Source organism: Rhodococcus sp. AZ1 (assembly GCF_054979605.1).
In genome coordinates this window covers 23,761-47,478 of the sequence record NZ_JBUEQF010000006.1, presented here as the reverse complement: position 1 = coordinate 47,478, position 23,718 = coordinate 23,761, and the positions used below count along the sequence as shown (strand labels likewise).

The 23,718-nt window shown below is 66.9% G+C and carries 19 protein-coding genes; 6 read left to right on the top strand and 13 right to left on the bottom strand.

The genetic code is table 11. The annotated features are described in order from the left end of the window. Positions 1-46 precede the first annotated feature (46 nt). Genes ACY48E_RS09250 through ACY48E_RS09235 form a run of 4 tightly spaced genes read right to left on the bottom strand, consistent with a single transcriptional unit; the run spans position 47 to position 4,195 of the window. Complete coding sequence (locus tag ACY48E_RS09250) at positions 47-895, bottom strand: ABC transporter ATP-binding protein (RefSeq protein WP_462871861.1); 849 nt, start codon at positions 893-895, stop codon at positions 47-49. Continuing rightward, positions 892-1,899: an ABC transporter ATP-binding protein gene (locus tag ACY48E_RS09245; protein WP_462871860.1), complete on the bottom strand. Its 1,008-nt coding sequence runs from the start codon at positions 1,897-1,899 to the stop codon at positions 892-894. Before ACY48E_RS09245 ends, ACY48E_RS09250 begins: the two co-directional genes overlap by 4 nt. Beyond that, on the bottom strand, positions 1,892-2,881 hold the full coding sequence (locus tag ACY48E_RS09240) for a branched-chain amino acid ABC transporter permease (protein ID WP_462871859.1): 990 nt from the start codon (positions 2,879-2,881) through the stop codon (positions 1,892-1,894). The genes ACY48E_RS09245 and ACY48E_RS09240 overlap by 8 nt, the downstream gene beginning before the upstream one ends. 3 nt (positions 2,882-2,884) lie before the next feature. Continuing rightward, on the bottom strand, positions 2,885-4,195 hold the full coding sequence (locus tag ACY48E_RS09235) for a branched-chain amino acid ABC transporter permease (protein WP_462871858.1): 1,311 nt from the start codon (positions 4,193-4,195) through the stop codon (positions 2,885-2,887). Positions 4,196-4,468: 273 nt separating this feature from the next. Between ACY48E_RS09235 and polA the strand changes: the two genes are divergently transcribed. Then, entirely contained in the window at positions 4,469-7,132 is a 2,664-nt protein-coding gene (gene polA, locus ACY48E_RS09230; RefSeq protein WP_462872059.1) for a DNA polymerase I, read from the top strand. 49 nt (positions 7,133-7,181) lie between these two features. Here the strand turns inward: polA and trxA are convergent, their stop codons facing one another. Both trxA and ACY48E_RS09220 read right to left on the bottom strand, forming a co-directional pair. Then, the gene (trxA, locus tag ACY48E_RS09225) at positions 7,182-7,547 is read right to left on the bottom strand and encodes a thioredoxin (RefSeq protein WP_462871857.1); all 366 of its coding nucleotides are present in this window, start codon (positions 7,545-7,547) and stop codon (positions 7,182-7,184) included. Between the two features lie 88 nt (positions 7,548-7,635). Further along, complete coding sequence (locus ACY48E_RS09220) at positions 7,636-8,172, bottom strand: 2'-5' RNA ligase family protein (RefSeq protein ID WP_462871855.1); 537 nt, start codon at positions 8,170-8,172, stop codon at positions 7,636-7,638. A gap of 11 nt (positions 8,173-8,183) precedes the next feature. On the opposite strand from ACY48E_RS09220, the gene ACY48E_RS09215 reads away from it, so the two are divergent. Continuing rightward, on the top strand, positions 8,184-9,284 hold the full coding sequence (locus ACY48E_RS09215) for an isocitrate/isopropylmalate dehydrogenase family protein (RefSeq protein ID WP_462871854.1): 1,101 nt from the start codon (positions 8,184-8,186) through the stop codon (positions 9,282-9,284). Here the strand turns inward: ACY48E_RS09215 and ACY48E_RS09210 are convergent. Continuing rightward, positions 9,271-10,182: a class I SAM-dependent methyltransferase gene (locus ACY48E_RS09210; protein ID WP_462871853.1), complete on the bottom strand. Its 912-nt coding sequence runs from the start codon at positions 10,180-10,182 to the stop codon at positions 9,271-9,273. The genes ACY48E_RS09215 and ACY48E_RS09210 overlap by 14 nt on opposite strands. 177 nt (positions 10,183-10,359) lie before the next feature. On the opposite strand from ACY48E_RS09210, the gene rpsA reads away from it, so the two are divergent. After that, positions 10,360-11,838, top strand: coding sequence for a 30S ribosomal protein S1 (gene rpsA / locus ACY48E_RS09205; RefSeq protein WP_462871852.1), 1,479 nt, complete (start codon positions 10,360-10,362; stop codon positions 11,836-11,838). A gap of 83 nt (positions 11,839-11,921) precedes the next feature. Here the strand turns inward: rpsA and ACY48E_RS09200 are convergent, their stop codons facing one another. After that, a complete protein-coding gene (locus ACY48E_RS09200; protein WP_462871851.1) occupies positions 11,922-12,137 on the bottom strand; it encodes a hypothetical protein in 216 nt (71 codons plus the stop codon). A 144-nt stretch (positions 12,138-12,281) separates the two neighbouring features. On the opposite strand from ACY48E_RS09200, the gene coaE reads away from it, so the two are divergent. Further along, on the top strand, positions 12,282-13,499 hold the full coding sequence (gene coaE / locus ACY48E_RS09195) for a dephospho-CoA kinase (protein ID WP_462871850.1): 1,218 nt from the start codon (positions 12,282-12,284) through the stop codon (positions 13,497-13,499). A 26-nt stretch (positions 13,500-13,525) separates the two neighbouring features. Here the strand turns inward: coaE and ACY48E_RS09190 are convergent, their stop codons facing one another. Further along, on the bottom strand, positions 13,526-14,053 hold the full coding sequence (locus ACY48E_RS09190) for a ribonuclease FAU-1 family protein (protein ID WP_462871849.1): 528 nt from the start codon (positions 14,051-14,053) through the stop codon (positions 13,526-13,528). A 50-nt stretch (positions 14,054-14,103) separates the two neighbouring features. Here ACY48E_RS09190 and uvrB point away from each other — a divergent pair, with 50 nt between their 5' ends. Next, entirely contained in the window at positions 14,104-16,269 is a 2,166-nt protein-coding gene (uvrB, locus tag ACY48E_RS09185) for an excinuclease ABC subunit UvrB (protein WP_462871848.1), read from the top strand. Positions 16,270-16,300: 31 nt separating this feature from the next. On the opposite strand, the gene ACY48E_RS09180 is transcribed toward uvrB, so the two are convergent. Both ACY48E_RS09180 and ACY48E_RS09175 read right to left on the bottom strand, forming a co-directional pair. Further along, on the bottom strand, positions 16,301-17,158 hold the full coding sequence (locus ACY48E_RS09180; protein ID WP_462871847.1) for an ABC transporter permease: 858 nt from the start codon (positions 17,156-17,158) through the stop codon (positions 16,301-16,303). Then, on the bottom strand, positions 17,155-20,031 hold the full coding sequence (locus ACY48E_RS09175) for an alpha/beta fold hydrolase (RefSeq protein ID WP_462871846.1): 2,877 nt from the start codon (positions 20,029-20,031) through the stop codon (positions 17,155-17,157). Before ACY48E_RS09175 ends, ACY48E_RS09180 begins: the two co-directional genes overlap by 4 nt. Positions 20,032-20,156: 125 nt before the next feature. On the opposite strand from ACY48E_RS09175, the gene ACY48E_RS09170 reads away from it, so the two are divergent. Beyond that, positions 20,157-20,609, top strand: coding sequence for a universal stress protein (locus tag ACY48E_RS09170; RefSeq protein WP_462871845.1), 453 nt, complete (start codon positions 20,157-20,159; stop codon positions 20,607-20,609). On the opposite strand, the gene ACY48E_RS09165 is transcribed toward ACY48E_RS09170, so the two are convergent. Together ACY48E_RS09165 and ACY48E_RS09160 are read right to left on the bottom strand one after the other, a co-directional pair. After that, positions 20,490-22,868, bottom strand: a complete 2,379-nt coding sequence (locus ACY48E_RS09165) for a HelD family protein (RefSeq protein WP_462871844.1) — start codon at positions 22,866-22,868, stop codon at positions 20,490-20,492. The two genes, ACY48E_RS09170 and ACY48E_RS09165, sit on opposite strands and share 120 nt — an antisense overlap. After that, positions 22,865-23,557 carry an MBL fold metallo-hydrolase gene (locus ACY48E_RS09160; protein WP_462871843.1) on the bottom strand — a complete coding sequence of 231 codons (693 nt, stop codon included), beginning with the start codon at positions 23,555-23,557 and terminating at the stop codon, positions 22,865-22,867. The genes ACY48E_RS09165 and ACY48E_RS09160 overlap by 4 nt, the downstream gene beginning before the upstream one ends. Positions 23,558-23,718 lie beyond the last annotated feature (161 nt).

Here is a 23,718-nt window from a genome sequence, read left to right as displayed (position 1 = left end):
AAAGCCCGGATCCTCCAGGAGGATCCGGGCTTTCGCGTGTTCGGGGTCAGCTCTTGTCGAGCTCGATCTTCTCCTGCGTGGGGGCGGCGCTCTTCTCCTTGCTGCCCGCCAGGGTGCCGAGGTAGAGCTCGATCACCTTGGGGTCGGTCATGAGGTTGGTACCGGTGTCGGTGTAGGCGTTGCGTCCTTGATCGAGGACGTAGCCACGATCGCAGATCTGCAGACACCGGCGAGCGTTCTGCTCGACCATGATGATCGAGACGCCCGCCGCGTTGATCTTCTTGCAGCGGATGAACACCTCGTCCTGGAACATCGGCGACAGGCCGGCCGAGGGCTCGTCCAGCAGCAGAACCGACGGCTGCATCATCAGCGCCCGCCCCATCGCCACCATCTGCCGCTCGCCGCCGGACAGTGCACCCGCCTTGACCTTCCGGCGTTGCCGCAGGAGAGGGAACAGCTCGCTGACGAAGTCGAACTGCTCCGAGAACTGCGACGGGCGCAGGTAGATGCCCATCTCCAGGTTCTCCTCGATGGTCAGTGACGGGAACACGTTCTGCGTCTGCGGGACGTACCCCACGCCCTTGGTCACCAGTACGTGCGCGGCAGCGGAGGTGATGTCGTCACCGCGCAGGCGCACCGTCCCCTCCCGGATCGGGATCAGCCCGAACAAGGCCTTGAGAAGTGTGGATTTGCCGGCGCCGTTGGGGCCGATGATTCCCACGATCTCGCCTTCACGGAGGAAGAAGTTGCACTCCTTGAGAATGTTCACCCCGGGGATGTATCCGGCCACGAGATTGTCGGCCCGTACGAGAGCGCCCTCGGCCAGACGCGCGTGCTCCTCGGGGGTGGCGGCGAACTCCGCAGCGGTCAGCCCGCCGGTGGGGGAGTCGGTCATGACTTCTCCTTCGTGGGCGGTGTGACGACGGGTTCCGCGTCACCGAGGTCGCCGCCCGCCGCGACGGTGTCCAGCGTGGCCTTCTCGAGGGCCTGCGCCAGTGTGGCGGTGTCGCCGATCGGATTGCCGTCGTCGTCGAACTCGAGCGCCTGGTCATGGTGCGTGCCGAGATACGCGTCCACCACCGCCGTGTTGTCGGCCAACTGCTCGGGTGCCGATTCGGCGATGACACTGCCCTGCGCCATCACCACCACCCAGTCGCTGATGTCACGGATGACGTCCATGTCGTGCTCGACGAACACCACGGTCATGCCGTCGTCGCGCAGTGACTTGATGTGTCCGAGCAGACTCTGCGTCAGCGCGGGGTTGACCCCTGCCATCGGCTCGTCCAGCATCACCACCGCCGGGTCGGTCATCAGAGCTCGGGCCATCTCGAGCAGCTTGCGCTGTCCACCCGAGAGCGAGCCCGCCAGATCGTCGGCCTTGGCGTCGAGCTTGAAACGCGCGAGCATCTCGAGGGCCCGGTCGGTGATCGCCTTCTCCTGGGCCCGCCACGTCCACGGCATGAGGGTGTTGACGATGCGCTCGCCCTTCTGGCCGGTGGCGCCCAGGCGGACGTTGTCGAGCACGGTGAGCTTCGAGAGCGCCTTGGTCAGCTGGAACGTGCGCACCACACCCTGACGAGCCACCTGGTGCGGTGTGAGTTTGCCCAGAGACTTGCCGTCCATCGACCAGGTGCCGGTGTCGGGTTGATCGAACCCGGTCAGCAGATTGAACAGGGTGGTCTTGCCCGCACCGTTGGGCCCGATGAGCCCGGTGATGCAGCCGCGCTGGATCTCGAGGTGGTCGACGTCGACGGCCTTGAGTCCGCCGAATGTGCGCGAGACCCCGTCCACCACCAGGGTGGGATCGGGTTTGCTGGAGCCGGGAACGGACTCGACGGCATCGAAGAGTGCCGTGCGCTCACCCGCGGTCAAGGGTGTGCGTGAGGTGGTGTCAGGCATCGAGTTGGACCTCCCGCTTGTTGCCCAGGATTCCTTGGGGTCTGAACACCATCAGCAGCGCGATCAGCAGACCCAGGAGGATGTAGCGGACGGCGCCGACCTGCTGATCGGTGAGGTCGATCAGGGGGTTGTCCCCGGAGGTCGCCTGTCGCAGCAGCACGTCCGGGATCGAGAGCAGGAACCAGAAGAGCATTGCTCCGACGACGGGTCCGAAGACGGTGGCCGCACCACCGAGGATCAGGGCGCCGAACGCGAAGAACGTCTGCGCCGTGGAGTAGAAGTCCGGGTTGATGGACTTGGTCTGCAGAGCGTTGAACACTCCGCCCATGCCGCCGATGACGCCGCCGAGAACCAGCGCCTGCATCTTGTAGACGAACACGTTCTTGCCCAGCGATCGAGCGGCGTCCTCGTCTTCACGCACGGCCTTGAGTACACGGCCCCACGGGCTGTGGGTGAGGAGGTAGACCAGCCCGCAGAGCAGCGCGACGAGGGTCCACCCCACCACCATCGACCACAGGTCGTCGCCGTAGAACTTCACGCCCAGCAGCGAGTACTGCTTGCCCGAGTCGAACGGGGACAGCGAGGTGAAGGGATCGGCGAACCCGAACAGGCCGTTGGTGGAGCCGGTGACCTCGTTGCTCGCGGTCGAGCGGAACACCAGCCGCAGGATCTCCGAGGCGGCGATCGTCACGATCGCCAGGTAGTCCGCCCGTAGCCGCAGGGTGGGGATGCCCAGGACCAGCGCGAGCAACCCGGCCAGCGCCAGTCCGACCAGGATGCCCAACCACAGGGGTTGGTCGTAGGTGATGGTCATGATGCCGACCCCGTACCCGCCGAGCAGGGCGAACCCGATCTGGCCGAAGTTCAGCAGCCCGGCGTATCCGAAGTGCAGATTCAGGCCGATCGCGAGCAGCGCGTAGAAGATGGCCGACGGCCCGATGAGCTGCGCGAGAGAAATTTGAAGAGCACCGACTATGTCCATGGGTCAGCCGATCCTTTGCCGCGCGCCGAGGATGCCTTGAGGCCGGACGATGAGAATGAGAATCAGGACGAGGAGGCCGCCGACGTACTTGAGGTCGGGGTTGATCACCAGCGTCGACCACTGCACGAGCAGACCGACGATCACACAGCCGAGAAGGGCGCCGTACGCAGTGCCGAGTCCGCCGAGGGTGATACCGGCGAACATCAGCAGCAGGAGCTTGAATCCCATCTCCCACTGCACCGTTCCGCCGAGCTCGGAGAGCCCGAACAGAACGCCGCCGAGCGCGGCCAATCCACCGCCGAGACACCACACGAACGTGATGACCCGCTCGACGTCGATGCCGGACGACGCGGCGAGGTCCTTGTTGTCGGCCACCGCACGCATGGCCTTGCCGATCCGCGTGCGCTGGAGCATGAGCGCCACCAGCACCAGCACCACGATGCTGATGATGATGCAGGCCAGGTTGACGTTGGTGATGGCGAAGGGACCCCAGTCGCGTTCCTTCTGCGAGCGATAGTCGTCGAACGACTGGGAGCGATCGGAGAAGAAGATCAGGATGAGGTAGCGGAAGAGGATCGCCAGACCGATCGAGACGACCAGCTGCGCGATCAGGCCGGTCCGCCTCTTGCGCAACGGTCTCCAGACCATGGCGTTGTTGAGGTAGCCCACGATCACCCCGATCGCGATCGCCACCACGGTCGCGGGTATCAACTGCATCCCGACCTTGACGTTGAACACCCATGCAGCGACGGCTCCGATGGTGACCAACTCACCGTGGGCGAAGTTCGTCAGGCTCGTGGTGCCGAAGATCAAGCTCAGTCCCACCGCCGAGAGGGCGATCACCAAACCGAATCGCAGACCGTCGACGGTGATGCGAACGAACTTCTCCCAGAACGGGATCACCGTCGACGACCGCGCCTCTCCGAAGGAGAAGATCACGTTGTTCCCGACCCCGGCGGACACCGAGCGTTCGACCGTCCCCTGGACGGATACTCCGCTGGGAAGGGTGTCGGCGACGATCTCGAACGTGTAGGTGCCGGGGGACAGGCTCAGGGTCCAGACACCGTTGGGACCCGATGTGCTGCGGGCGACCTCGGCGCCGGACGAGTCGAGCGCGCGCACCGCGACGTCGGCCAGGCGCGTGCCCGCGTTGTTCAGCGTCCCGCGAACCTCGACGCCGTCGGCGGGAGTGGCGGTGCCGGGCACAGGTGCGGGCGTCGGGCCCTGGGCGAGCGCGGTCCCACCGAACCACGCGAAGGTGACCAGGCCGAACAGGGATATTGCGAGTATCCGGGCGAGGGTGGCCGAAACCATCCTTCGACCGGACGAGCGTGTACTCGTGGGCGGCACGCGGGTCCTCCGGACGGTAGAGAACGATCGGGGACGGTCGTTCGGCTCGAGCTGTTTTCGGCAATCGTTGGGACTCTATCGGGTTCGTCGTGGATCGACGGGCCACTTCCATGACCGGAGTGTTTCGGTCTCGTATCGTGCCGATCGCAGGTGTGGTGAGTGCGTACCTAGACTGGTCAGGTGAGCCCTGTAGCCGAGACCGCCCCGTCCACGACCGACACGCGGGTGAAGACCCTGATGTTGATCGATGGCCACTCGGTGGCCTACCGCGCGTTCTACGCGCTGCCGGCGGAGAACTTCCGAACCACGAGCGGCCAGACCACGAACGCGGTCTACGGATTCACCTCGATGCTGATCAATCTTCTGCGCGACGAGGGTCCCACCCATGTCGCGGCGGCCTTCGACGTCTCTCGACAGACCTTCCGGGCGGAGATGTTCCCGGAGTACAAGGCGAACCGGATCAAGACCCCGGACGAGTTCGCCGGGCAGATCGATCTGATCGGTGACGTCCTGCGGGCCCTCGGCATCTCCGTTCTCGCCGAGCCGGGCTTCGAGGCCGACGACATCATCGCCACCCTGACCACTCGCGCCGTCGAGCAGGGCTACCGAGTTCTCGTGGTCACCGGTGACCGCGACTCGCTGCAACTCGTCGGTCCCACCGTGACGGTGCTCTACCCGCGCAAGGGGGTCTCGGACCTGACAAGGTTCACGCCCGCGGCAGTTCAGGAGAAGTACGGCCTGACCCCGGCGCAGTACCCCGACTTCGCGGCGCTGCGCGGCGACCCCAGCGACAACCTTCCCGGCATACCGGGTGTGGGGGAGAAGACTGCCACCAAGTGGATCCAGGAGTACGGCTCCCTGGAGTCGTTGGTGGACAACGTCGACGCGGTCCGAGGCAAGGTGGGTGAGTCGCTGCGGGCGAACCTCTCGAGCGTCGTTCTCAACCGGCGCCTGACAGAGATGGTGCGTGACGTGCCGCTGCCGCTGGTGCCCGATCAACTCGAACTCGGTGCCTGGGACCGCGACCGCGTGCACGCGCTCTTCGACGACCTCGAGTTTCGTGTTCTGCGTGACCGACTGTTCGAGACTCTGACCTCCACCGAGCCCGAGGCCGAGGAGGGCTTCGAGGTGCGGGGAGGGATGCTCGCCCCCGGCGAGTTGTCGCAGTGGCTCGCCGATCACACCGCCGTCGGCGAGCGCACTGCGCTCTCGGTGGTGGGCACGCGGACCCCGTACGAGGGCGAGGTCTCGGCCATCGCGTTCGCCGCGGCCGACGGGGAGGGCGCCTACGTCGACACCACTGCGCTCTCCGCAGACGACGAGGCGGCACTGGCCGCCTGGCTCGCCGACGCCGAGCGACCCAAGGCCCTGCACGAGGCCAAGTGGGCCATCCATGCGCTCGCCGGTCGTGGGCTGGTTCTCGCCGGGTTGACCAGTGACACCGCGCTCGCTGCCTACCTCGTGCGGCCCGGCCAACGAAGTTTCGCACTCGACGATCTGTCGCTGCGCTACCTCAAGCGCGAGCTCCGAGCCGAGGACGGCGGGGCCGGTCAGCTCTCGCTGCTCGACGCCGAGGACGCCGACGCCGCTCAGCGGGCGGACACCGAGATCCTGCGTGCGCGTGCCGTTCTGGACCTCGCCGCGGCGCTGGACGTCGAGCTCGAGGTGATCGAGTCGTCGTCGCTTCTCGTCGACATGGAACTTCCCCTGCTGGGTGTGCTGGCGCGCATCGAACGCACCGGCATCGCGATCGACGTCCCTCACCTCGAAGGTCTGCAATCCCGGTTCGCCGAGGATGTCGCCTCGGCCGCCCGGGCGGCGTACGACGTCATCGGTGAACAGATCAACCTCGGTTCACCCAAGCAGTTGCAGACGGTGCTCTTCGACAAGCTCGACATGCCCAAGACCAAGCGCACCAAGACCGGGTACACCACCGACGCCGAGGCGTTGCAGAGTCTCTACGACAAGACCGAGCATCCGTTTCTTCAGCACCTGCTCGACCACCGCGACGCGACACGGTTGAAGGTCACGGTGGACGGGCTGCTGAAGTCCGTGGCCGATGACGGGCGTATCCACACCACCTTCAACCAGACGATCGCGGCGACGGGCCGACTGTCCTCGACCGATCCCAACCTGCAGAACATTCCCGTCAAGACACCGACCGGTCGTGAGATCCGCAATGCCTTCGTCGTCGGCGACGGGTTCGACCGCGTGTTGACGGCGGACTACAGCCAGATCGAGATGCGCATCATGGCGCACGTGTCCAATGACGAGGGATTGATCGAGGCCTTCAACACCGGTGAGGATCTGCACTCGTTCGTCGGAGCCCGTGCGTTCGGGGTGCCCATCGAGGAGGTCACCCCGGAGTTGCGACGGCGGGTGAAGGCGATGTCCTACGGGCTGGCCTACGGGCTCAGCGCGTACGGGCTCTCGCAGCAGTTGAAGATCTCCACCGAGGAGGCCAAGTCGCAGATGGACGCGTACTTCCTGCGGTTCGGCGGAGTGCGCGACTACCTTCACGAGGTGGTCGAGAACGCCCGCAAGGTCGGGTACACCTCCACGTTGTACGGGCGGCGGCGGTACCTGCCCGATCTGACCAACGACAACCGTCAGCGGCGCGAGGTCGCCGAACGTGCGGCCCTCAACGCGCCCATCCAGGGCACCGCGGCCGACATCATGAAGGTGGCGATGATCGACGTGCAGTCAGCTCTGGACGAGGCGAAGCTGGCGTCGCGGATCCTGCTGCAGATTCACGACGAGCTCGTACTCGAGGTGGTCGATTCCGAACTCGAGGTGGTCGAGGCTCTGGTGCGCGACAGGATGGCCGGCGTGATCGACCTGTCGGTGCCGCTGGAGGTCTCCGTCGGAACGGGCCGAACATGGGACGAGGCCGCTCACTGACGCGTCGGCCCCGTCCACAGCCGACCCGGACGGGTCGACTCGCCTCCGGTCAGCTCGGGGTGTGCTCGGCGACCTGTCGCCGAACCTCCTCCATATCCAGGCCCTTGACCTGGCCGACGAGGTCCTCGAGCTGCGCGGGTGAGAGCGCGCCCGGCTGGGCGAAGACGAGGATGCCCTCGCGAAATGCCATCAGTGTGGGGATCGAGCGAATGTTGGCCGCACCCGCGAGTTCCTGCTCCGCCTCGGTGTCGATCTTGCCGAACACCACGTCCGGGTGCTTGTCCGACGACGCCTCGAACGTCGGAGCGAACTGCTTGCAGGGGCCGCACCAGCCCGCCCAGAAGTCGACCAGCACGATGTCGTTGCCGGTGACGGTCTCGTCGAAGTTCTGCCGGGTCAGTGTGCGTGTGGGCACGGGATTCCTCTCCATCGATATCGGCGCGCGGGGCGCGGCCGGCTGTTCGATGTGTGCAACGTCGACTACCCCACGGCCATTCCTGACGCTATCCGATCAGCCACTCCCGCCGAGTGCGGCCATCCCACCTGCGGACCCCCGTGACGCTGCCCGTGAGGGGAACCGTGCTCACCACGATCGAGCCCACCGCGGCCGCGAGTTGCTCGGGTTCGAGACGCATGGCCAGGGTCACGTGCGGTGTGAACCTACCCGGGGAGACGTGATCGGACAGTCCGGTGCAGTGCGCGAGTACGCCGTGGACCGCGCGCTGAAGATCGAGCATCGCGCGGGTCGGCACGACGGCCCTGGCCAGTGCGAAACCCGTGCTCGAACACCGAGCATTCCGAAAGGTCACCAACCCGCCGAGCCGAACGGATCCGAGTTCGGCGGGCGCACCGGCCACCACCGCGCGCAGCTCGTCCTCGACCTCGTCGTCGACCTCCTCGGCCACCCCGATGGTGATGTGTGGCCGCGCGCCCGGGTATCGGGCGTGACTCGGCAGGCCGGCCGCCCGAAGTTGCTCCCACTGCTCACGCACGGCGGTCTCGGTGGCAGTGTCGAGGAGAAGTTCCACGGACTGGACCATGGAGAGCAATGATGACGCAGACCGGCAGCGTGCACGGATCCACCCTCGCGATCGGAGTCCTCACGGGCGACGGGATCGGGGCCGACATCGTCCCCGGAGCTGTGGCCGTGGTCGACGCCGCGTTCGAGTCCCTGAGTGTGCCCGCGGTTCGGTGGGTGCACCTGCCCTTCGGTCGGGCCGCGCTCGACGCCACCGGCAGCGCGGTGCCGGAGAGCACACTCGACGCACTCGCGGAGCTCCCGGGGTGGATCTGCGGCCCGCACGACAACGCGTCGTATCCGGAGGCGGCCCGCCGCGTGCTCGCCCCAGGCGGCACCCTGCGCCGACACTTCGGCCTGTACGCGAACATTCGGCCCGCGCGGTCCCTTCCCCGAGTGCAGGCCGTGGCGCCGGGGATGGACCTGGTGATCGTGCGGGAGAACACCGAGGGCTTCTATGCCGACCGCAACATGGCAGTCGGTTCCGGGGAGTTCATGCCCACCCCCGATCTCGCCCTCGCCGTCGGGGTCTTCACCCGCGAAGCCTGCGAGAGGATCGCCCACGAGGCGTTCGTGCTGGCACGGACGCGTTCGCGTCGGGTGACCATTGCGCACAAGGCGAACGTGCTGGCCATGACCACCGGCCTGTTTCGGGACGTGTGCCTCGACGTCGCCCGTGACTACCCGGATGTGCAGGTGCGGTCCGAACACATCGACGCGCTGACCGCGCATCTGGTGCGTTCGCCGACGGAGTTCGACGTGATCGTCGCGGAGAACATGTTCGGCGACATCCTGTCCGACCTCACCGGAGAGTTGTCCGGCTCGTTGGGTACCGCCCCGTCGATCAACACCTCGGCGACGAAGGTGATGGCGCAGGCAGCGCACGGTGCCGCGCCGACCATCGCCGGGACGAATCGGGCGAACCCGATCGCGCTGATGCTCTCGGCGGCGATGATGCTCGATCGGATCGGCCGCCGCGGGATCGCCGAACATGCCGCAGCGGCGGCCGCGCTGATCGATGCGGCCGTGCGTGAGACGGTGGGCTCCGGTGTGGCGACCGCCGACCTCGGCGGCCTCGCCTCGACGAGCGACGTGGTCGAGCAGGTGGTGGCGCGGATCCTCACTCGACGGTGACGGGCTTCTCGCAGCAGAAGATGGCCGTCCCCGGGAAGAGTGCGCCGCGCAGCGGCGACCACTGGCCCCATTCGCGGTCGAGCCACTCCGGCCAGTCCGGTTCGACGATGTCGGTGAGAACGAAGCCCGCGCCCACGATCTCGCGTACCCGATCGCCGATCGTGCGGTGGTGCTCGACGTAAGTGACGGCGCCCGAGGCGTCGTATTCCGCGTACGGGGTTCGATCGAAGTAGGGGATCAGCGCGGTCAAGCCGGCTTCACCCGGGTCGTCGGGGAAGATCCACCGCATCGGATGGTTGACGGAGAACACCCAGCGTCCTCCCGGCCGAAGCACTCGGAAGACCTCGCGCATCACGCGGGCGGAGTCCGCGACGAAAGGTACCGCTCCGAACGCCGAGCACGCCTTGTCGAACGTCTGGTCCGCGAACGGAAGGTTCTCGGCGCCGGCCTGGATCAGCCGCGTCGGCCGGCGGGTCTGCGGCGCGGCGGACGCGTGCGCGAGCATCCCGCGCGAGATGTCGATGCCCACCGCGTGTGCGCCCTGGTCGGCAAGCCACCGCGTACACGGCGCCGAACCGCATCCCACCTCCAGGATCCACCGGCCGCTCACGTCGCCGAGCAGGCGTGCATCGCCCTCGTGGAGACCCTCGGGGCACCAGATGAACGCGCCGGTCGCGCTCGCGACGCCGAGGAAATCGCCGTGGGTGCGGTGATAGTCGTCGGCGTCGGAGTCCCACCAGCTGCGAGAAGCCCTCGCGCTGGTGGCGGAGTCGACGCGTCGGCGGCCCGATCCCGGCGGCGCGGTCGGGTCGACCGGTGACGCACCGGACGCCGTCGGTGCCGGTGTATCGCCGTGTGGGGGTGACAGGTCGCCGGGCCGGGGCTGCTCGTGTGACACGGTGCCACGCTAACCCGGTTTGCTCACCGGATGACGCCGCGAGTAGCCTGTGGTACGCGTGTGCGCGCCGCTGGCCCGTCCATGCCCGCGTCCGTTTCTTCCGGGCGTCGGCACACGTGAACAACCCGCTTACCTGTCCATCCAACGACCCACAACCCGTCCGGAGCAACCCAACACATGCCCTCCTCCACCGTCACCTCGCCGCAGGTAGCCGTCAACGACATCGGCTCCGCCGAGGATTTTCTCGCCGCGATCGACGCCACGATCAAGTACTTCAACGATGGTGACATCGTCGAGGGGACGATCGTCAAGGTCGACCGTGACGAGGTTCTGCTCGATATCGGTTACAAGACCGAAGGTGTCATCCCGTCCCGCGAGCTCTCCATCAAGCACGACGTCGACCCCAACGAGGTCGTCTCCGTCGGAGATGAGATCGAAGCTCTCGTCCTCACCAAGGAGGACAAGGAAGGGCGGCTGATCCTGTCGAAGAAGCGCGCCCAGTACGAGCGCGCCTGGGGCACCATCGAGGAGCTCAAGGACAAGGACGAGGCCGTCAAGGGCACCGTCATCGAGGTCGTCAAGGGCGGTCTGATCCTCGACATCGGGCTGCGCGGCTTCCTGCCCGCATCGCTGGTGGAGATGCGTCGCGTCCGCGATCTGCAGCCGTACGTCGGCAAGGAGATCGAGGCCAAGATCATCGAGCTCGACAAGAACCGCAACAACGTGGTGCTCTCGCGCCGTGCGTGGCTCGAGCAGACCCAGTCCGAGGTCCGCAGCGAGTTCCTGCACCAGCTCCAGAAGGGGCAGGTCCGCAAGGGCGTCGTGTCCTCGATCGTCAACTTCGGCGCGTTCGTCGATCTCGGCGGCGTCGACGGTCTGGTGCACGTCTCCGAGCTGTCCTGGAAGCACATCGATCACCCGTCCGAGGTCGTCGAGGTGGGCACCGAGGTCACCGTCGAGGTTCTCGACGTCGATCTCGATCGCGAGCGCGTCTCCCTCTCGCTCAAGGCGACGCAGGAAGATCCGTGGCGTCAGTTCGCACGCACGCACGCCATCGGGCAGATCGTTCCCGGCAAGGTCACCAAGCTCGTTCCGTTCGGCGCGTTCGTCCGCGTCGAGGAGGGCATCGAGGGCCTGGTGCACATCTCCGAGCTGGCCGAGCGCCACGTCGAGGTGCCCGATCAGGTGGTCGGGGTCGGCGACGACGCATTGGTGAAGGTCATCGACATCGACCTCGAGCGTCGCCGCATCTCCCTCTCGCTCAAGCAGGCGAACGAGGACTACAACGCCGAGTTCGATCCGTCCAAGTACGGCATGGCCGACTCGTACGACGATCAGGGCAACTACGTGTTCCCCGAGGGCTTCGACGCCGAGACCAACGAGTGGCTCGACGGCTACGACAAGCAGCGCGAGGAGTGGGAAGGCCGGTACGCCGAGGCCGAGCGTCGACACAAGATGCACACCGCGCAGATGGAGAAGACCGCAGCCGACGAGGCGCAGGAGGCTGCCAACGCAGCTGCCGGCTACTCGTCGGAGACGGGTGCTCCCGCGTCCGAGGACGGCGCGCCCGCGGCCGCCGCACCGGAGGCCGGTGGATCGCTGGCCAGCGATGCCCAACTGGCTGCGCTGCGCGAGAAGCTGTCCGGCAACGCCTGACACCGCAGCTCCAGCGTCTACAACGAGTAAGGCCCCGAACCGGAAAGGGTTCGGGGCCTTACTCGTTGGCACGAGTGTGCGAGTCAGCCGGCGGTGGCCGCCCACTGCACGGTCAGTACCTCACCGCGGCGACGAATCGAGGCGAAGGTATGGCGTGCGGGGGACAGGTTCAAGAACGTGGTGAACCAGTTCCGTCGGTGCTCGGCCAGCGCGTCGGCAACCTCGGGAATCAAGATGCAGTGGACACCGCCGACCATGCCTAGTCGATGCCGACCGGGCAGGTTTCGTTGAGCATCCATGTCGTCCTCACAGTTGAATTGCGGGTCAAACGTCTCGTCTTTGACGAAGATAACCGACGCCATGTGTAACCAGAGGTATTTGTGCCTCGTGGTTCTCGGCGTGTTCGATTCGGCGGCCGAAATCGGGGTGGCAGACTGGCGGCCGTGCTGAACATTGGGCTCACTGGTGGAATCGGAGCCGGAAAATCCACGGTCTCGACAGTGCTGGCGTCGCTGGGTGCTGTGATCGTCGACGCGGATCTGATCGCACGCCAGGTCGTCGAGCCGGGCACACCCGGATTGGCCGCTGTCACAGAACGCTTCGGTTCGTCGATTCTCGCCGCGGACGGGTCACTCGACCGTGCGGCCCTCGGCGCGATCGCTTTCGCCGACGACGAGTCCCGACTGGCGCTCAACGCGATCGTCCATCCCCTCGTCGGGCAACGTCGTCAGGAGCTGATCGACGCCGCGCCCGACGACGCGATCGTGGTCCAGGACATTCCGTTGCTGATCGAATCCGGTGCAGCACCATGGTTCGCACTGGTGATCGTGGTCCACGTCGACGTCGAGGAACGCGTGCGGCGCCTGGTCGAGATCCGCGGGATCACCGAGCAGGATGCGCGCGCACGCATCGCCGCTCAGGCCACCGACGATCAACGTCGAGTTGCTGCGGACGTCTGGCTCGACAACTCGGGAACCGAGGAGGAGCTGGCCGAGGCCGTGCGAGAGCTGTGGACCGAGCGCCTCGAGCCGTTCGCGGCCAATGTCCGAGACGGCCGGACGGTGCCCGGGCGTCCGGTTCTGGTCGGACCCGACCTGCTCTGGCCGACGCAGGCCGGGCGCCTGATCTCGCGGCTGCGCGGCGCGTGTGGCGACCGTGCGGTGCGCATCGATCATGTCGGATCCACGGCAGTGCCCAGCATGCCGGCCAAGGACGTGCTCGACATCCAGATCACCGTGCGTGATCTCGACGCCGCCGATTCCCTGGCCGAGCCGCTGCGTGCCATCGGGTTCCCGTGCCGGGTGAACGTCACCGCGGACGACCCGAAGCCGCCGTTCGGAGTTCCCGGCGAGGCCGATCCGACGCTGTGGCACAAGCGGCTGCACGCATCCGCCGATCCGGGCAGGCCCGCCCACGTTCATCTGCGCGTCGACGGCTCGCCCGGCCAGCAGTTCGCCCTGGCGTTCCGCGACTGGTTGACGGCCGAGCCGGCACAGGCGGCGGAGTACCTGAACGTCAAGACTCGGGCAGCCGCTGCCGCGGCGGAGATCGACGACCCCGAACAGGCGATGGCGGCCTACATCACCGCCAAGGACCCCTGGTTCGAGATCGCGTACACCCGGGTGTGGGAGTGGGCGGCGAGCACCGGCTGGGTCGGCTGAGCAGTGCTGGGTCGAGACCGATCGAGTCAGCGCACCGGGCGAAGCTCGTACGGCGCCCAGGTGACGGGTCGACCGATGCTCCACAGCCAGGCGTCGAGATCGTGGCCTGCTGCGGCTATCCCATCGATGGCTCTGACAGCGCACCCGATGGCGTTCTCGGCCTCCTGCGCGCTGACGAGGCCGGCAACGTGGGCCTCGAGAAGTTCGTCGACGTCGATGAGAGAGCTGTCGATTCCGGTGCGCACCACGATGTCGAGGTAGTGGTCGATCGACGTCCACCGCGATCCATCCGCTGTGAATCGGCCGAGGTCGACGTAGTATTCCTGATCTCGCAGTTGGCCCGGCACGAAGTGGAAGATCGTGGCCCGCAGCCCGAGGTCGGGGAGAAGCCACGACTGCAGGAAATCGAACCTCGGGTGATCGGCGGTTCGCGCCATGTACAGACCCCACGGTTCCACGCGGTACTGCGCGACCTCGCGGACGAACCCCTTGGGATCGGTGTTCGTGCCTGCGTCCACGTCGAAGTATTCGACCTTCGGGGGGTGCACGACCATGGAGGACACCGTACCGGTCTGTGTCGGTGGGTCGGTCTACCCTCGGTTGCATGGCATTTGCAGCAGAACACCCGGTGGTCGCGCACTCGGAGTTTCGTCCGGTCGGCGAGATCGAGCGCCAGGATCGACCCTTCGAGGTGGTCAGTGATCTGAGTCCTGCCGGTGATCAGCCGGCCGCCATCGAGGAGCTGGCACGTCGCATCCGCAACGGTGAGAAGGACGTGGTGTTGCTCGGGGCCACCGGCACCGGCAAGTCCGCCACCACCGCTTGGCTCATCGAACAGGTACAGCGCCCCACCCTGGTGATGGCGCCGAACAAGACCCTCGCAGCGCAGCTCGCGAACGAGCTGCGGGAGATGTTGCCGCACAACGCCGTCGAGTACTTCGTCTCGTACTACGACTACTACCAGCCCGAGGCGTACATCGCGCAGACCGACACCTACATCGAGAAGGACTCCTCGATCAACGACGACGTCGAGCGCCTGCGCCACTCCGCCACGTCCAACCTGCTGTCGAGGCGCGACGTCGTCGTCGTCGCGTCGGTGTCGTGCATCTACGGTCTCGGCACACCACAGTCGTATCTCGATCGATCGGTGCGACTCGACGTCGGGGTGGAGGTGCCACGTGATCAGTTCCTCCGGTTGCTGGTGGACGTGCAGTACACCCGCAACGACATGGCCTTCACCCGAGGATCGTTCCGGGTGCGCGGCGACACCGTCGAGATCATCCCCTCCTACGAGGAACTCGCGGTGCGCATCGAGTTCTTCGGCGACGAGGTCGAGGCGCTGTACTACCTGCATCCCCTCACCGGGGACGTGGTTCGGCGCGTCGACAGCGTGCGAATCTTCCCGGCCACCCATTACGTCGCAGGTCCCGAGCGGATGGAGCGGGCCGTGCGCGACATCGAAGCCGAACTCGAGGAGCGCCTGGCAGAACTGGAGGGCAAGGGCAAGCTGCTCGAGGCCCAGCGGTTGCGGATGCGCACTCAGTACGACCTGGAGATGATCAAGCAGGTCGGGTTCTGCTCCGGCATCGAGAATTACTCGCGACACATCGACGGTCGCGCGGCGGGCACCGCGCCGGCCACCCTCATCGACTACTTCCCCGAGGACTTTCTGCTGGTCATCGACGAGTCCCACGTGACGGTCCCGCAGATCGGAGCAATGTTCGAAGGTGACATGTCGCGTAAGCGCAACCTGGTCGAGTTCGGATTCCGGTTGCCGTCGGCCACGGACAACAGGCCGTTGACGTGGGAGGAGTTCGCCGACCGAATCGGACAGACGGTGTACCTGTCGGCCACTCCCGGCAAGTACGAGTTGGGGCGCACCGGTGGTGAGGTGGTCGAGCAGGTCATCCGCCCGACCGGGCTCGTCGATCCGGAGATCGTGGTCAAGCCCACCAAGGGGCAGATCGACGACCTGGTTCACGAGATCGGCATACGCACCGAGAAGGACGAGCGCATCCTCGTCACCACCCTCACCAAGAAGATGGCCGAGGACCTCACCGACTACCTCCTCGAACAGGGCATTCGCGTTCGCTACCTCCACTCGGACATCGACACCCTCCGTCGCGTGGAATTGCTCCGGCAGCTGCGGCTCGGTGAGTACGACGTACTCGTCGGGATCAATCTGCTGCGGGAGGGTCTCGACCTCCCGGAGGTGTCCCTGGTGGCAATTCTCGACGCCGACAAGGAAGGGTTCCTGCGTAGCGGCACCAGTCTGATCCAGACCATCGGGCGCGCGGCGCGCAACGTCTCCGGTCAGGTCCACATGTACGCGGACAAGATCACCGATTCCATGGCGTACGCGATCGAGGAGACCGAACGGCGTCGTGCGAAGCAGATCGCCTACAACACCGAGCGTGGAGTCGATCCGCAGCCACTGCGCAAGAAGATTGCCGACATCCTCGATCAGGTCTACGAGGAGGCCGTCGACACCGAGAGCAACGTCATCGACATCGGTGGCTCGGGGCGCAACAGCACCCGTGGTCGTCGGGCTCAGGGCGAGAAGGGGCGCGCGGTGAGTTCCGAACTGTACGAGGGTCGCGACGTGTCGTCGATGCCGCGGGCCGAGCTGGCCGACCTGATCCAGAACATGACCGAGCAGATGATGAATGCCGCCCGCGAGCTGCAGTTCGAACTCGCCGGGCGGTTGCGCGACGAGATTCAGGACCTCAAGAAGGAGTTGAGGGGAATGGACGCGGCCGGTCTGAAGTAGCGCCCGGTGTCCGCCGACCGGATACTGCCGGTCAGCTCGTGATGTCCTTGGTGGCGAATCGGCGCCATGCGATGAGACCGAACAGCGTCGCGTAGGCCAGTGACGAGAACGACCCCACCACCAGGTCGTCCCACCTCAATGTCGGGGAGAGGATGGCGACCCACGAGTTGCCGTAGTGGCCGGGGAGCACGTTGCGGATCGAGCCCAGAGCAGTGATCTGATCGAGGATCTGGGTCACGATGGACACCATCACCGTCCCGCCCACAGCGCCGAGCGGGGCGTCGGTCGACACCGACAGCGCCAGCGCGAGGCCCGCTACCCAGGCGAGGTTGATGCCGATGAATGTGACTCCGATGGCCAAGCGCCCCACAGCTTCTCCGAACCCGAGAGAGTCGCCGAAGGGAGACACCAGCGATCCCGCGCCGTACAGGAGAACCCCCAGTCCGAACGACACGCCTACCAGAGTCACCAGAGCCATGAGCGACAAGGTTGCCGACACAGCGGTCTTTTGGGCGAGCAACCGATTCCGTGGGACCGGTATCGCGAGAAGGTAGCGAAGACTCGACCACGACGCTTCGCTGGCGACGGAGTCGCCGAAGAACAGCGCGACCACCACGACGAGGAGAAAACCGACCGAGACGAAGAGCGCGAACACCGTGAAGTTCACTCCGGAACTGGTGCCGAGCTCGATCAGATTCCCATTGGTCGAATCGCCTCCGGAATCTCCGAAGGTGAAGGCGATCGCCAGGATCACCGGCAGCACTGCCAGGAATCCGAGCGCAATCTGGGTTCGGCGTCGAGTGAACTGGCGCGCCAGCTCGGTTCGGTAGGGCAGGGTCGAGCGGGCGGAGTAGCCCGGCGCGCGGCCGTCCGACTGCAGCTCGCTCACGCTGATCCTTTCGTCGTGGGCTGGTCGTCGTGCACGAGGTCGAGGAAGACGTCCTCGAGGCGGGTGGCCCTCGACACCGACCGCACCGAGACGTCGGCTGCCACCAGCGCGCGCACCACATCGCCGGTATCGACCTCGCCCAGTTCCGCGCGGATGATCGAGGTGTCGGTCGCGCCCGTCGTCACGGCCCCCACGCCGGACATCGCCGCGACCACCTCACGAGCCCGCTCGACGGGTTCGGCGCGGAACTCCGTGGGACCGTTGCCTCCGATGAGTTCGGCCACGGTGCCGGAACTGATCACCGCGCCCTTGTTCATGACGACGACGTGTGTGCAGGTCTGCTCGACCTCGGCCAGCAGGTGGCTGCTCACCAACACCGTTCGCCCGGTGGCCGCGTACCTTATGAGCACGTCGCGCATGGTGCGGATCTGTGGCGGATCGAGACCGTTGGTCGGTTCGTCCAGAACCATCAGGTCGGGGAGACCGAGCATCGCTTGTGCAATGGCAAGTCGCTGCCGCATGCCCTGGCTGTACGAGCGCACCTTGCGGTGGATCGCGTCGCCGAGATCGGCGATCTCGAGCGCTTCCTCGAGGTGTGCATCCTCGGTGGGCCGCCCGGTCGCCTTCCAGTACAGCTGCAGGTTGTCCAGGCCCGACAGGTGGGGCAGGAAGCCGGACCCCTCGATGAAGGACCCCAGTCGCGAGAGCACCGGAGAGCCGGGCGAGACCTTGTGTCCGAAGACGCGTATCTCGCCTCGGGTCGGGCTGATCAGGCCCATCAGCATCCGTAGCGTCGTCGTCTTGCCGGCGCCGTTGGGACCGAGCAGGCCCAGTACCTGACCCCGCTCCACCGTGAACGAGACGTCGCTGACGGCGGTGAACCCGTTCGAGTACGTCTTGGCCAGGTCCGTGATGGCGAGGGGAACGTCCTCGAGGTCGGGATCGAGGTCGGCCGCGGTGCGTCGGCGACCGCGAATCGTGGTGACCGCGACGACGAGTCCCACCAGGACCACGAGACCGGCGATGCCGACAAGGGGGAGCACGGGCACCGTCGAGGATCCGACCGACCGGGACGTGACAGTGGGGATGGTCAGGGCCGTATCGGCGAGCGAGATCGTGAACTGCGCCGGCTCCAACGGTGTGGCGAACGCCTGATCCGTGGTCGCGAACGCGACTTCGAGGCGATGCCCGGCCGGGATTCGGTATCCGATCGCGGGCAAGGACACCGTGATCGGCGTGCTCGCGGATAGATTGTCGGGCAGGCGGATCGGCGACACCAGCCCGCTCGGCAGCGTCTTGCGCCCGTCCGGTCCCACGTCGTAGAGCTTGGCGAACAGAACTGCCTGCTGCGGAGCGGTGATCGTGGCGACCTTGATGGTCACCCGGGAGGCCCCGGCGATCGTCAGATCGGATGTCAGCGGTTCGGTGGAGAACGCGGCGGACTGGCCGGGCAGATCGCCGGTGAGCAGGGAGCCGACGCCGGTGGCACCGAGTGCGGTGAGCGCCGACCCGATACCGGGGAGCGACGAGATGGCCGATGGGCTCGCGCCGGGTGGGCGGATCACCGATGACGTCGGTCCGGCCGAGGAGAGAGTCGCCGTGGTGGATCCGACGCTCGATCCGGTGCGCAGACCGGGGTAGTCGGAGGCCACCTGGGTGCGCGTGCGACGGCCCTGGTCGGTGGGGTCGCCGGAGAGAGTGAACCGAAACTCGGGATCGATGCCCTTCGACGGATCGGTCAGGTGATCGATGAGGAACTGTGACATCGCCGCGTCGCTTCGGGCGGTGGTGCCGCCGGCGTCGTGTCCGCCGTCGAACCACTGGAGCTCCACCGGCGCTCCGGCAGCCGCGATCTGGCGCGCGTTGGCGTCTGCCTGATCCAGTCCGAAGAGACTGTCCTGCTGACCCTGCTGAATGAGTGTGGGAGCGGTGATCGACCCGTTGAACCGGGCCGGCGAATTGCGTGAGAGCAGCTCAGTTACGTCCGGGCCGGGCACCCCTGACACTGCGGACGACAAGTACGCCCGGCAGAACGTGACGTCGAATCGCCCGCACGGCCCGGCCGATGCCGCTTGGTTCGGCGACGGCGCCGCACCCGCGGCAGGAGTCGATCCGGGCTGTGTTCCCGAGCCGGAGGGCGAACCGCCGAGCCGCAACGCGCCGGAGCCCGCTCCGAAGAACACACCTGCCCAACCGCGCTTGAGCACACCCGTACCGCCGGAGACCGAGGCGCCGGGAGTGGGTGCGAGCTGCGCGGCGGGGCTGTCGGCAGGAGCCGCGTAGTTGGGAAACAGAGACTGCCCCAGATCGTTCCAGGTGATCGACGCGGCGTCGGCATCGACTCGGCGGTCGGTACCGGCGGTCATGAGCGCCAGGGCGCCGCCGTACGACGCACCGGCGACACCGACTCGGGGATCGCCCGGGGCGTCGAGGAGGACCTCCTTGCGAGTGGCCAGGTAATCGATGAGCGCGCGCGCATCGGCGACCTCACGGTCGGGGTCGTTGAGCGAGATGGTCCCGGTGCTGGCACCGAAACCGCGTGCGGTGTAGGCGAGAACGACCAGTCCGCGGGCGGCGAGGTCGCGCGCCTGTCCGTCCACCGAGTTCTTGTCGCCGCCGAAACCGTGTGCGAGGAGGACGGCCGGCGCCGGTGCGGACGAGTCGGGCAGATACAGCCGGGTGTCCAGCTCGACGGTGTCCGCCGATCCCGGCGCGGCCGGCACGGTCCTCTTGGCGTCCTCGGTGCGGATCGAGGCGTCCGGCCCTGAACGGACCACCGAGACGATCACCGCGCCCGCGATCAGGAGCGCCACCAGCGCGAGAGAGGCCAACACCCGCGGGCGTAGGAGCGATCGAAGTGCGGGCAGGCGCATCACACCAATGTAGGGGACGAGTCCGGGGTGCACGTGTGTGACCCGAAGCGCCCGAGAAATACCGCCCTAGGACTACTGTCGCCTCAGTACCTCGACCGGCTCGAGCAACACACTGGAGGAATTGAATGAGCGCCTACCGCACCGTCGTCGTCGGAACCGATGGCTCCGATTCGTCCCTGCGGGCAGTGGAGAAGGCCGGGGCTCTCGCGGGTGACGCGGGTGCCACGCTGATCATCGCGTGCGCGTACTACCCGATCGATCCCAAGGACACCACGCAGGCGGCCGACGCTCTCAAGGAAGACGCGTACCAGATCACCGGTTCGGCACCGACGACCGAGATCTTGCGCACGGCCCGTGAGCGGGCGACCGCCGCGGGTGCCACGTCGGTCACCGAGCGCCCGGTGGTGGGAAACCCGGTGGACTCGTTGCTCGAGCTCGTCCGTGAGAGCAAGGCCGATCTACTCGTGGTGGGTAACCGCGGACTCAACTCGTTGACCGGCCGGCTCCTCGGGTCGGTTCCGTCGGACATCGCTCGAAAGGCCGCCTGCGACGTTCTGATCGTCCACACCGTCCGCTGACCCCATCGGCCCCTGCAGCAGTGCCGGTAGCGGCTCGGTGTGAACCACTTCGAGTCGCTGGGTGGCGCGGGTGAGGGCGACGTAGAGATCGTTGAGGCCCCGCGCACCCTCCAGGATCAGGTGCGGCTCGGCGATGATCACGTTGTCGAACTCGAGGCCCTTGGCGTCGTGGATGGTGCTCACCGACACCTCACCACCGGCCAGATCGGCGAGACGGGCCACCATCTCGGCGGGGGCCAACACTGCCGACAGCCCCGGTCGTGGGTGTCGGGCCACGAGGTCTCGCACCACGTTCGGCAGGTCGCGGTCCGTGCACCGATGGGCGGCGGGCTCGATCCCGTTGTCGCGCACCGATCGTGGCGCACGAGCCGTGGGGTCCAGCTCGGCGAGGACGCGGTGCGCCACGGCCATGATGGCGGCCGGCGTCCGGTAGTTCACGGTGAGTTCGGCCAGCTTCCATCGCCGCGCCACGTACGGCCCGAGAACGTCCTGCCATGACGACGCCCCGGCCGGATCGCCGGTCTGCGCAACGTCGCCCACCAGCGTCATCCACCGATTCGGTATGCGACGCATCACCATTCGCCAGGCCATCGCAGACAGTTCCTGGGCCTCGTCGACGATCACGTGCCCGTAGGTCCAGGTGCGGTCACCGGCCGCGCGCTCGGCGGCCGTGCGTCGTGTCCGAGCGTCCTGGCGGCGGGCGAGGCTGTCGGCGTCGACCAGGTCGTAGGCCATGAGGATCTCCGGATCGAGGTCGTCCTCGAGATCCTGTGGTGCCGAACCGGTCAGGATGTCGAGGGCGCCCTGGGCGTCGGCGATGCGCGCCTTCCAGAGCCGATCCTCGCGCTCTCGAGCTGCAGTGTCGTCGAGGCCGAGGATTTCCGCGAGCTCGTCCAGCAGGGGAGCGTCGGCCTCGCTGAACGATCCGTCATCCGTTCGTGCCAGGGCCGCGACGGTGTGCGAATCATCTGTGCCCAAGGCCTTTCGGAGTAGCTCCGGGGATGCAAACAGCCCAGCGAGCACCTCCTCCGGTGTCAGTTCCGGCCACAGGTCGCCGACGGCGTTCATGACCTCGGGATCCTCGCGCAGGTCCTCGCGGATCTCCTCGATGTCGTCGCGGCTGAGCAGCGTCGCGCGTCCGTCGACGTCCGAGCCGATCCGGGCGGAGTACTGCTCCGCCAGCGCGTCGACCATGGCGTCGACGAAGATTCCTCGCGCCAGGTTGTGCGGCCGCCGTGACGACCGCGCTCGACCGCGCGCACGGGTGACCATCGCCCGGTCGATGAGCAGGTCATGGGAGTCGAACCGGACGACGATCGGTTCGCGGGGCACCACCTGCCGGTCGCGTACGGCCTTCGTCAGGACCGCGACCATGTCCAGTGAGCCCTTGATCAGGCCTGCGTCGACGGTGTCGGCTCGGGTGGTGTCCACACCGGGGTAGAGGGTTCCGATGGTGGCCAGCAGCACCCCGGTCTCGCCGAGCGAGGGCAGTACCTGGCCAATGTAGTCGAGGAAGGTGGTGTTGGGACCGATGATCAGCACACCGCTCTTGTCCAGCTGTTTCCGATAGGTGTAGAGCAGGTAGGCCGCCCGGTGCAGCGCGACGGCGGTCTTGCCGGTGCCCGGTCCGCCCTGGACGACGAGAACGCTGCGATGCGTCGATCGGATGATCGTGTCCTGCTCGCGTTGGATCGTGTCGACGATGTCGTTCATCTGTCCGGTGCGAGCGGCATCGAGCGCAGCCAGTAGAGCGCTCTCACCAGCGACATCGGCTGTCCCGTCGGTGATCCCAGCGGCCGCGGCGGCCTCGGCGTCGAGGTACTCGTCGCTGACGCCGGTCACCGATCGTCCGCGGGTACGAATGTGGCGCCGCCTCGTCAGTCCTTCCGGTGCGGCAGGGGTGGCGAGGTAGAACGGTCGAGCCAGGGGAGCGCGCCAGTCGTAGAGAATCGAGTCGTGCTCGCCCTTTTCGTCGAGGATTCCGATCCGGCCGATATACCGCGGCGATTCCCCATGCGGGTCGATACGCCCGAAGCACAGTCCGTTCTCGGCGGCGTCGTACTTGGCGAGGTCGGCGGTGTAGAGGGCGGTGAACGACTCCCGCTCGCTTCGTTCCTGCGGCGTCTCGCCGACTTCGAGCAGCACGGTGTCCAGGCGAGTGCGCGCATACCGACGCATCGCGTCGAGCTGCTCGTAGAGCAGGGTCACGGTGTCCTGTTCGGCGCGCACCTGTGCGCCGGGATCCGGTCGAGAGCTCACCACCCGCGGGCGCGCCACTGGCCGAGGTCGGCGCGCTCGGCGCCGAGGGTGGTGTCCCTGCCGTGACCCGGGTACACCACGGTCGAGTCGGGGTAGGGCGCGAACAGCTTGTTCTCGACGTCGTCGATCAGCGCGGTGAAGTTCTCGGCGCCATCGGTGCGGCCCACTCCGCCGGGAAACAGCGAGTCCCCGGTGAACAGGTGAACCACTCCGTCGCCCGGATCGGTGAGAGCGAGGGCCACCGAACCCGGTGTGTGTCCGCGCAGATGGATGACGGTGAACTCCAGGTCGCCGACGATGATGCGTTGGCCGTCGTCGAGCAGCGTTCCCGGAGTGACCGGCAGGTCTGCGGCGTCGAGTCGGTGCGCGGCGGACGGTGAGTCCGTTCCGGCCACGATGTCTGCCAGCGCCTGCCAGTGATCGGCGTGCCCGTGTGTGGTGACCACCAGCGCCAGTGCGGGGGCCTGGTCGTCGATCACCTCCGCGAGGGTGGCCGCGTCGTTGGCAGCGTCGATCAGCAGGGCCTTGCCGGTTCGTGCGCACACGACGAGGTAGGAGTTGTTGTCCATCGGACCGACGGCGGTCTTGATGATCGAGGCGTTGGAGAGTGTGCGCCGCTGGCTGCCACCACCCACCGAGACATCACCGGTGTAGTGGTCGGACACCAGCGGTCCGGTGGTTCCAGTCATGACGGCGACATTACCGCCGGGAGTACCGAGACCGCCCGAGCGACCGATGTCGGTGGGGACGCATAGGGTCGTACGCGAGGAGTGTCGACGGCGCAGACGGCACCGCATGGGGCGCCGGTTCCGAAACATCGGTACCGGTTCCGAGACGAGAAGAGGACGAC

What these genes read in the sequence shown, in the direction of transcription:
- ACY48E_RS09240 (WP_462871859.1), bottom strand. Translation starts at nt 2,881, where the DNA reads ATGGACATAGTCGGTGCTCTTCAAATTTCTCTCGCGCAGCTCATCGGG.
- ACY48E_RS09170 (WP_462871845.1), top strand. Translation starts at nt 20,157, where the DNA reads ATGAGCGCCTACCGCACCGTCGTCGTCGGAACCGATGGCTCCGATTCG.
- ACY48E_RS09190 (WP_462871849.1), bottom strand. Translation starts at nt 14,053, where the DNA reads ATGGTCGTGCACCCCCCGAAGGTCGAATACTTCGACGTGGACGCAGGC.
- ACY48E_RS09245 (WP_462871860.1), bottom strand. Translation starts at nt 1,899, where the DNA reads ATGCCTGACACCACCTCACGCACACCCTTGACCGCGGGTGAGCGCACG.
- ACY48E_RS09175 (WP_462871846.1), bottom strand. Translation starts at nt 20,031, where the DNA reads ATGCGCCTGCCCGCACTTCGATCGCTCCTACGCCCGCGGGTGTTGGCC.
- polA (WP_462872059.1), top strand. Translation starts at nt 4,469, where the DNA reads ATGTTGATCGATGGCCACTCGGTGGCCTACCGCGCGTTCTACGCGCTG.
- uvrB (WP_462871848.1), top strand. Translation starts at nt 14,104, where the DNA reads ATGGCATTTGCAGCAGAACACCCGGTGGTCGCGCACTCGGAGTTTCGT.
- ACY48E_RS09220 (WP_462871855.1), bottom strand. Translation starts at nt 8,172, where the DNA reads ATGGTCCAGTCCGTGGAACTTCTCCTCGACACTGCCACCGAGACCGCC.
- ACY48E_RS09160 (WP_462871843.1), bottom strand. Translation starts at nt 23,557, where the DNA reads ATGACTGGAACCACCGGACCGCTGGTGTCCGACCACTACACCGGTGAT.
- ACY48E_RS09215 (WP_462871854.1), top strand. Translation starts at nt 8,184, where the DNA reads ATGACGCAGACCGGCAGCGTGCACGGATCCACCCTCGCGATCGGAGTC.
- rpsA (WP_462871852.1), top strand. Translation starts at nt 10,360, where the DNA reads ATGCCCTCCTCCACCGTCACCTCGCCGCAGGTAGCCGTCAACGACATC.
- ACY48E_RS09235 (WP_462871858.1), bottom strand. Translation starts at nt 4,195, where the DNA reads ATGGTTTCGGCCACCCTCGCCCGGATACTCGCAATATCCCTGTTCGGC.
- ACY48E_RS09250 (WP_462871861.1), bottom strand. Translation starts at nt 895, where the DNA reads ATGACCGACTCCCCCACCGGCGGGCTGACCGCTGCGGAGTTCGCCGCC.
- ACY48E_RS09200 (WP_462871851.1), bottom strand. Translation starts at nt 12,137, where the DNA reads ATGGATGCTCAACGAAACCTGCCCGGTCGGCATCGACTAGGCATGGTC.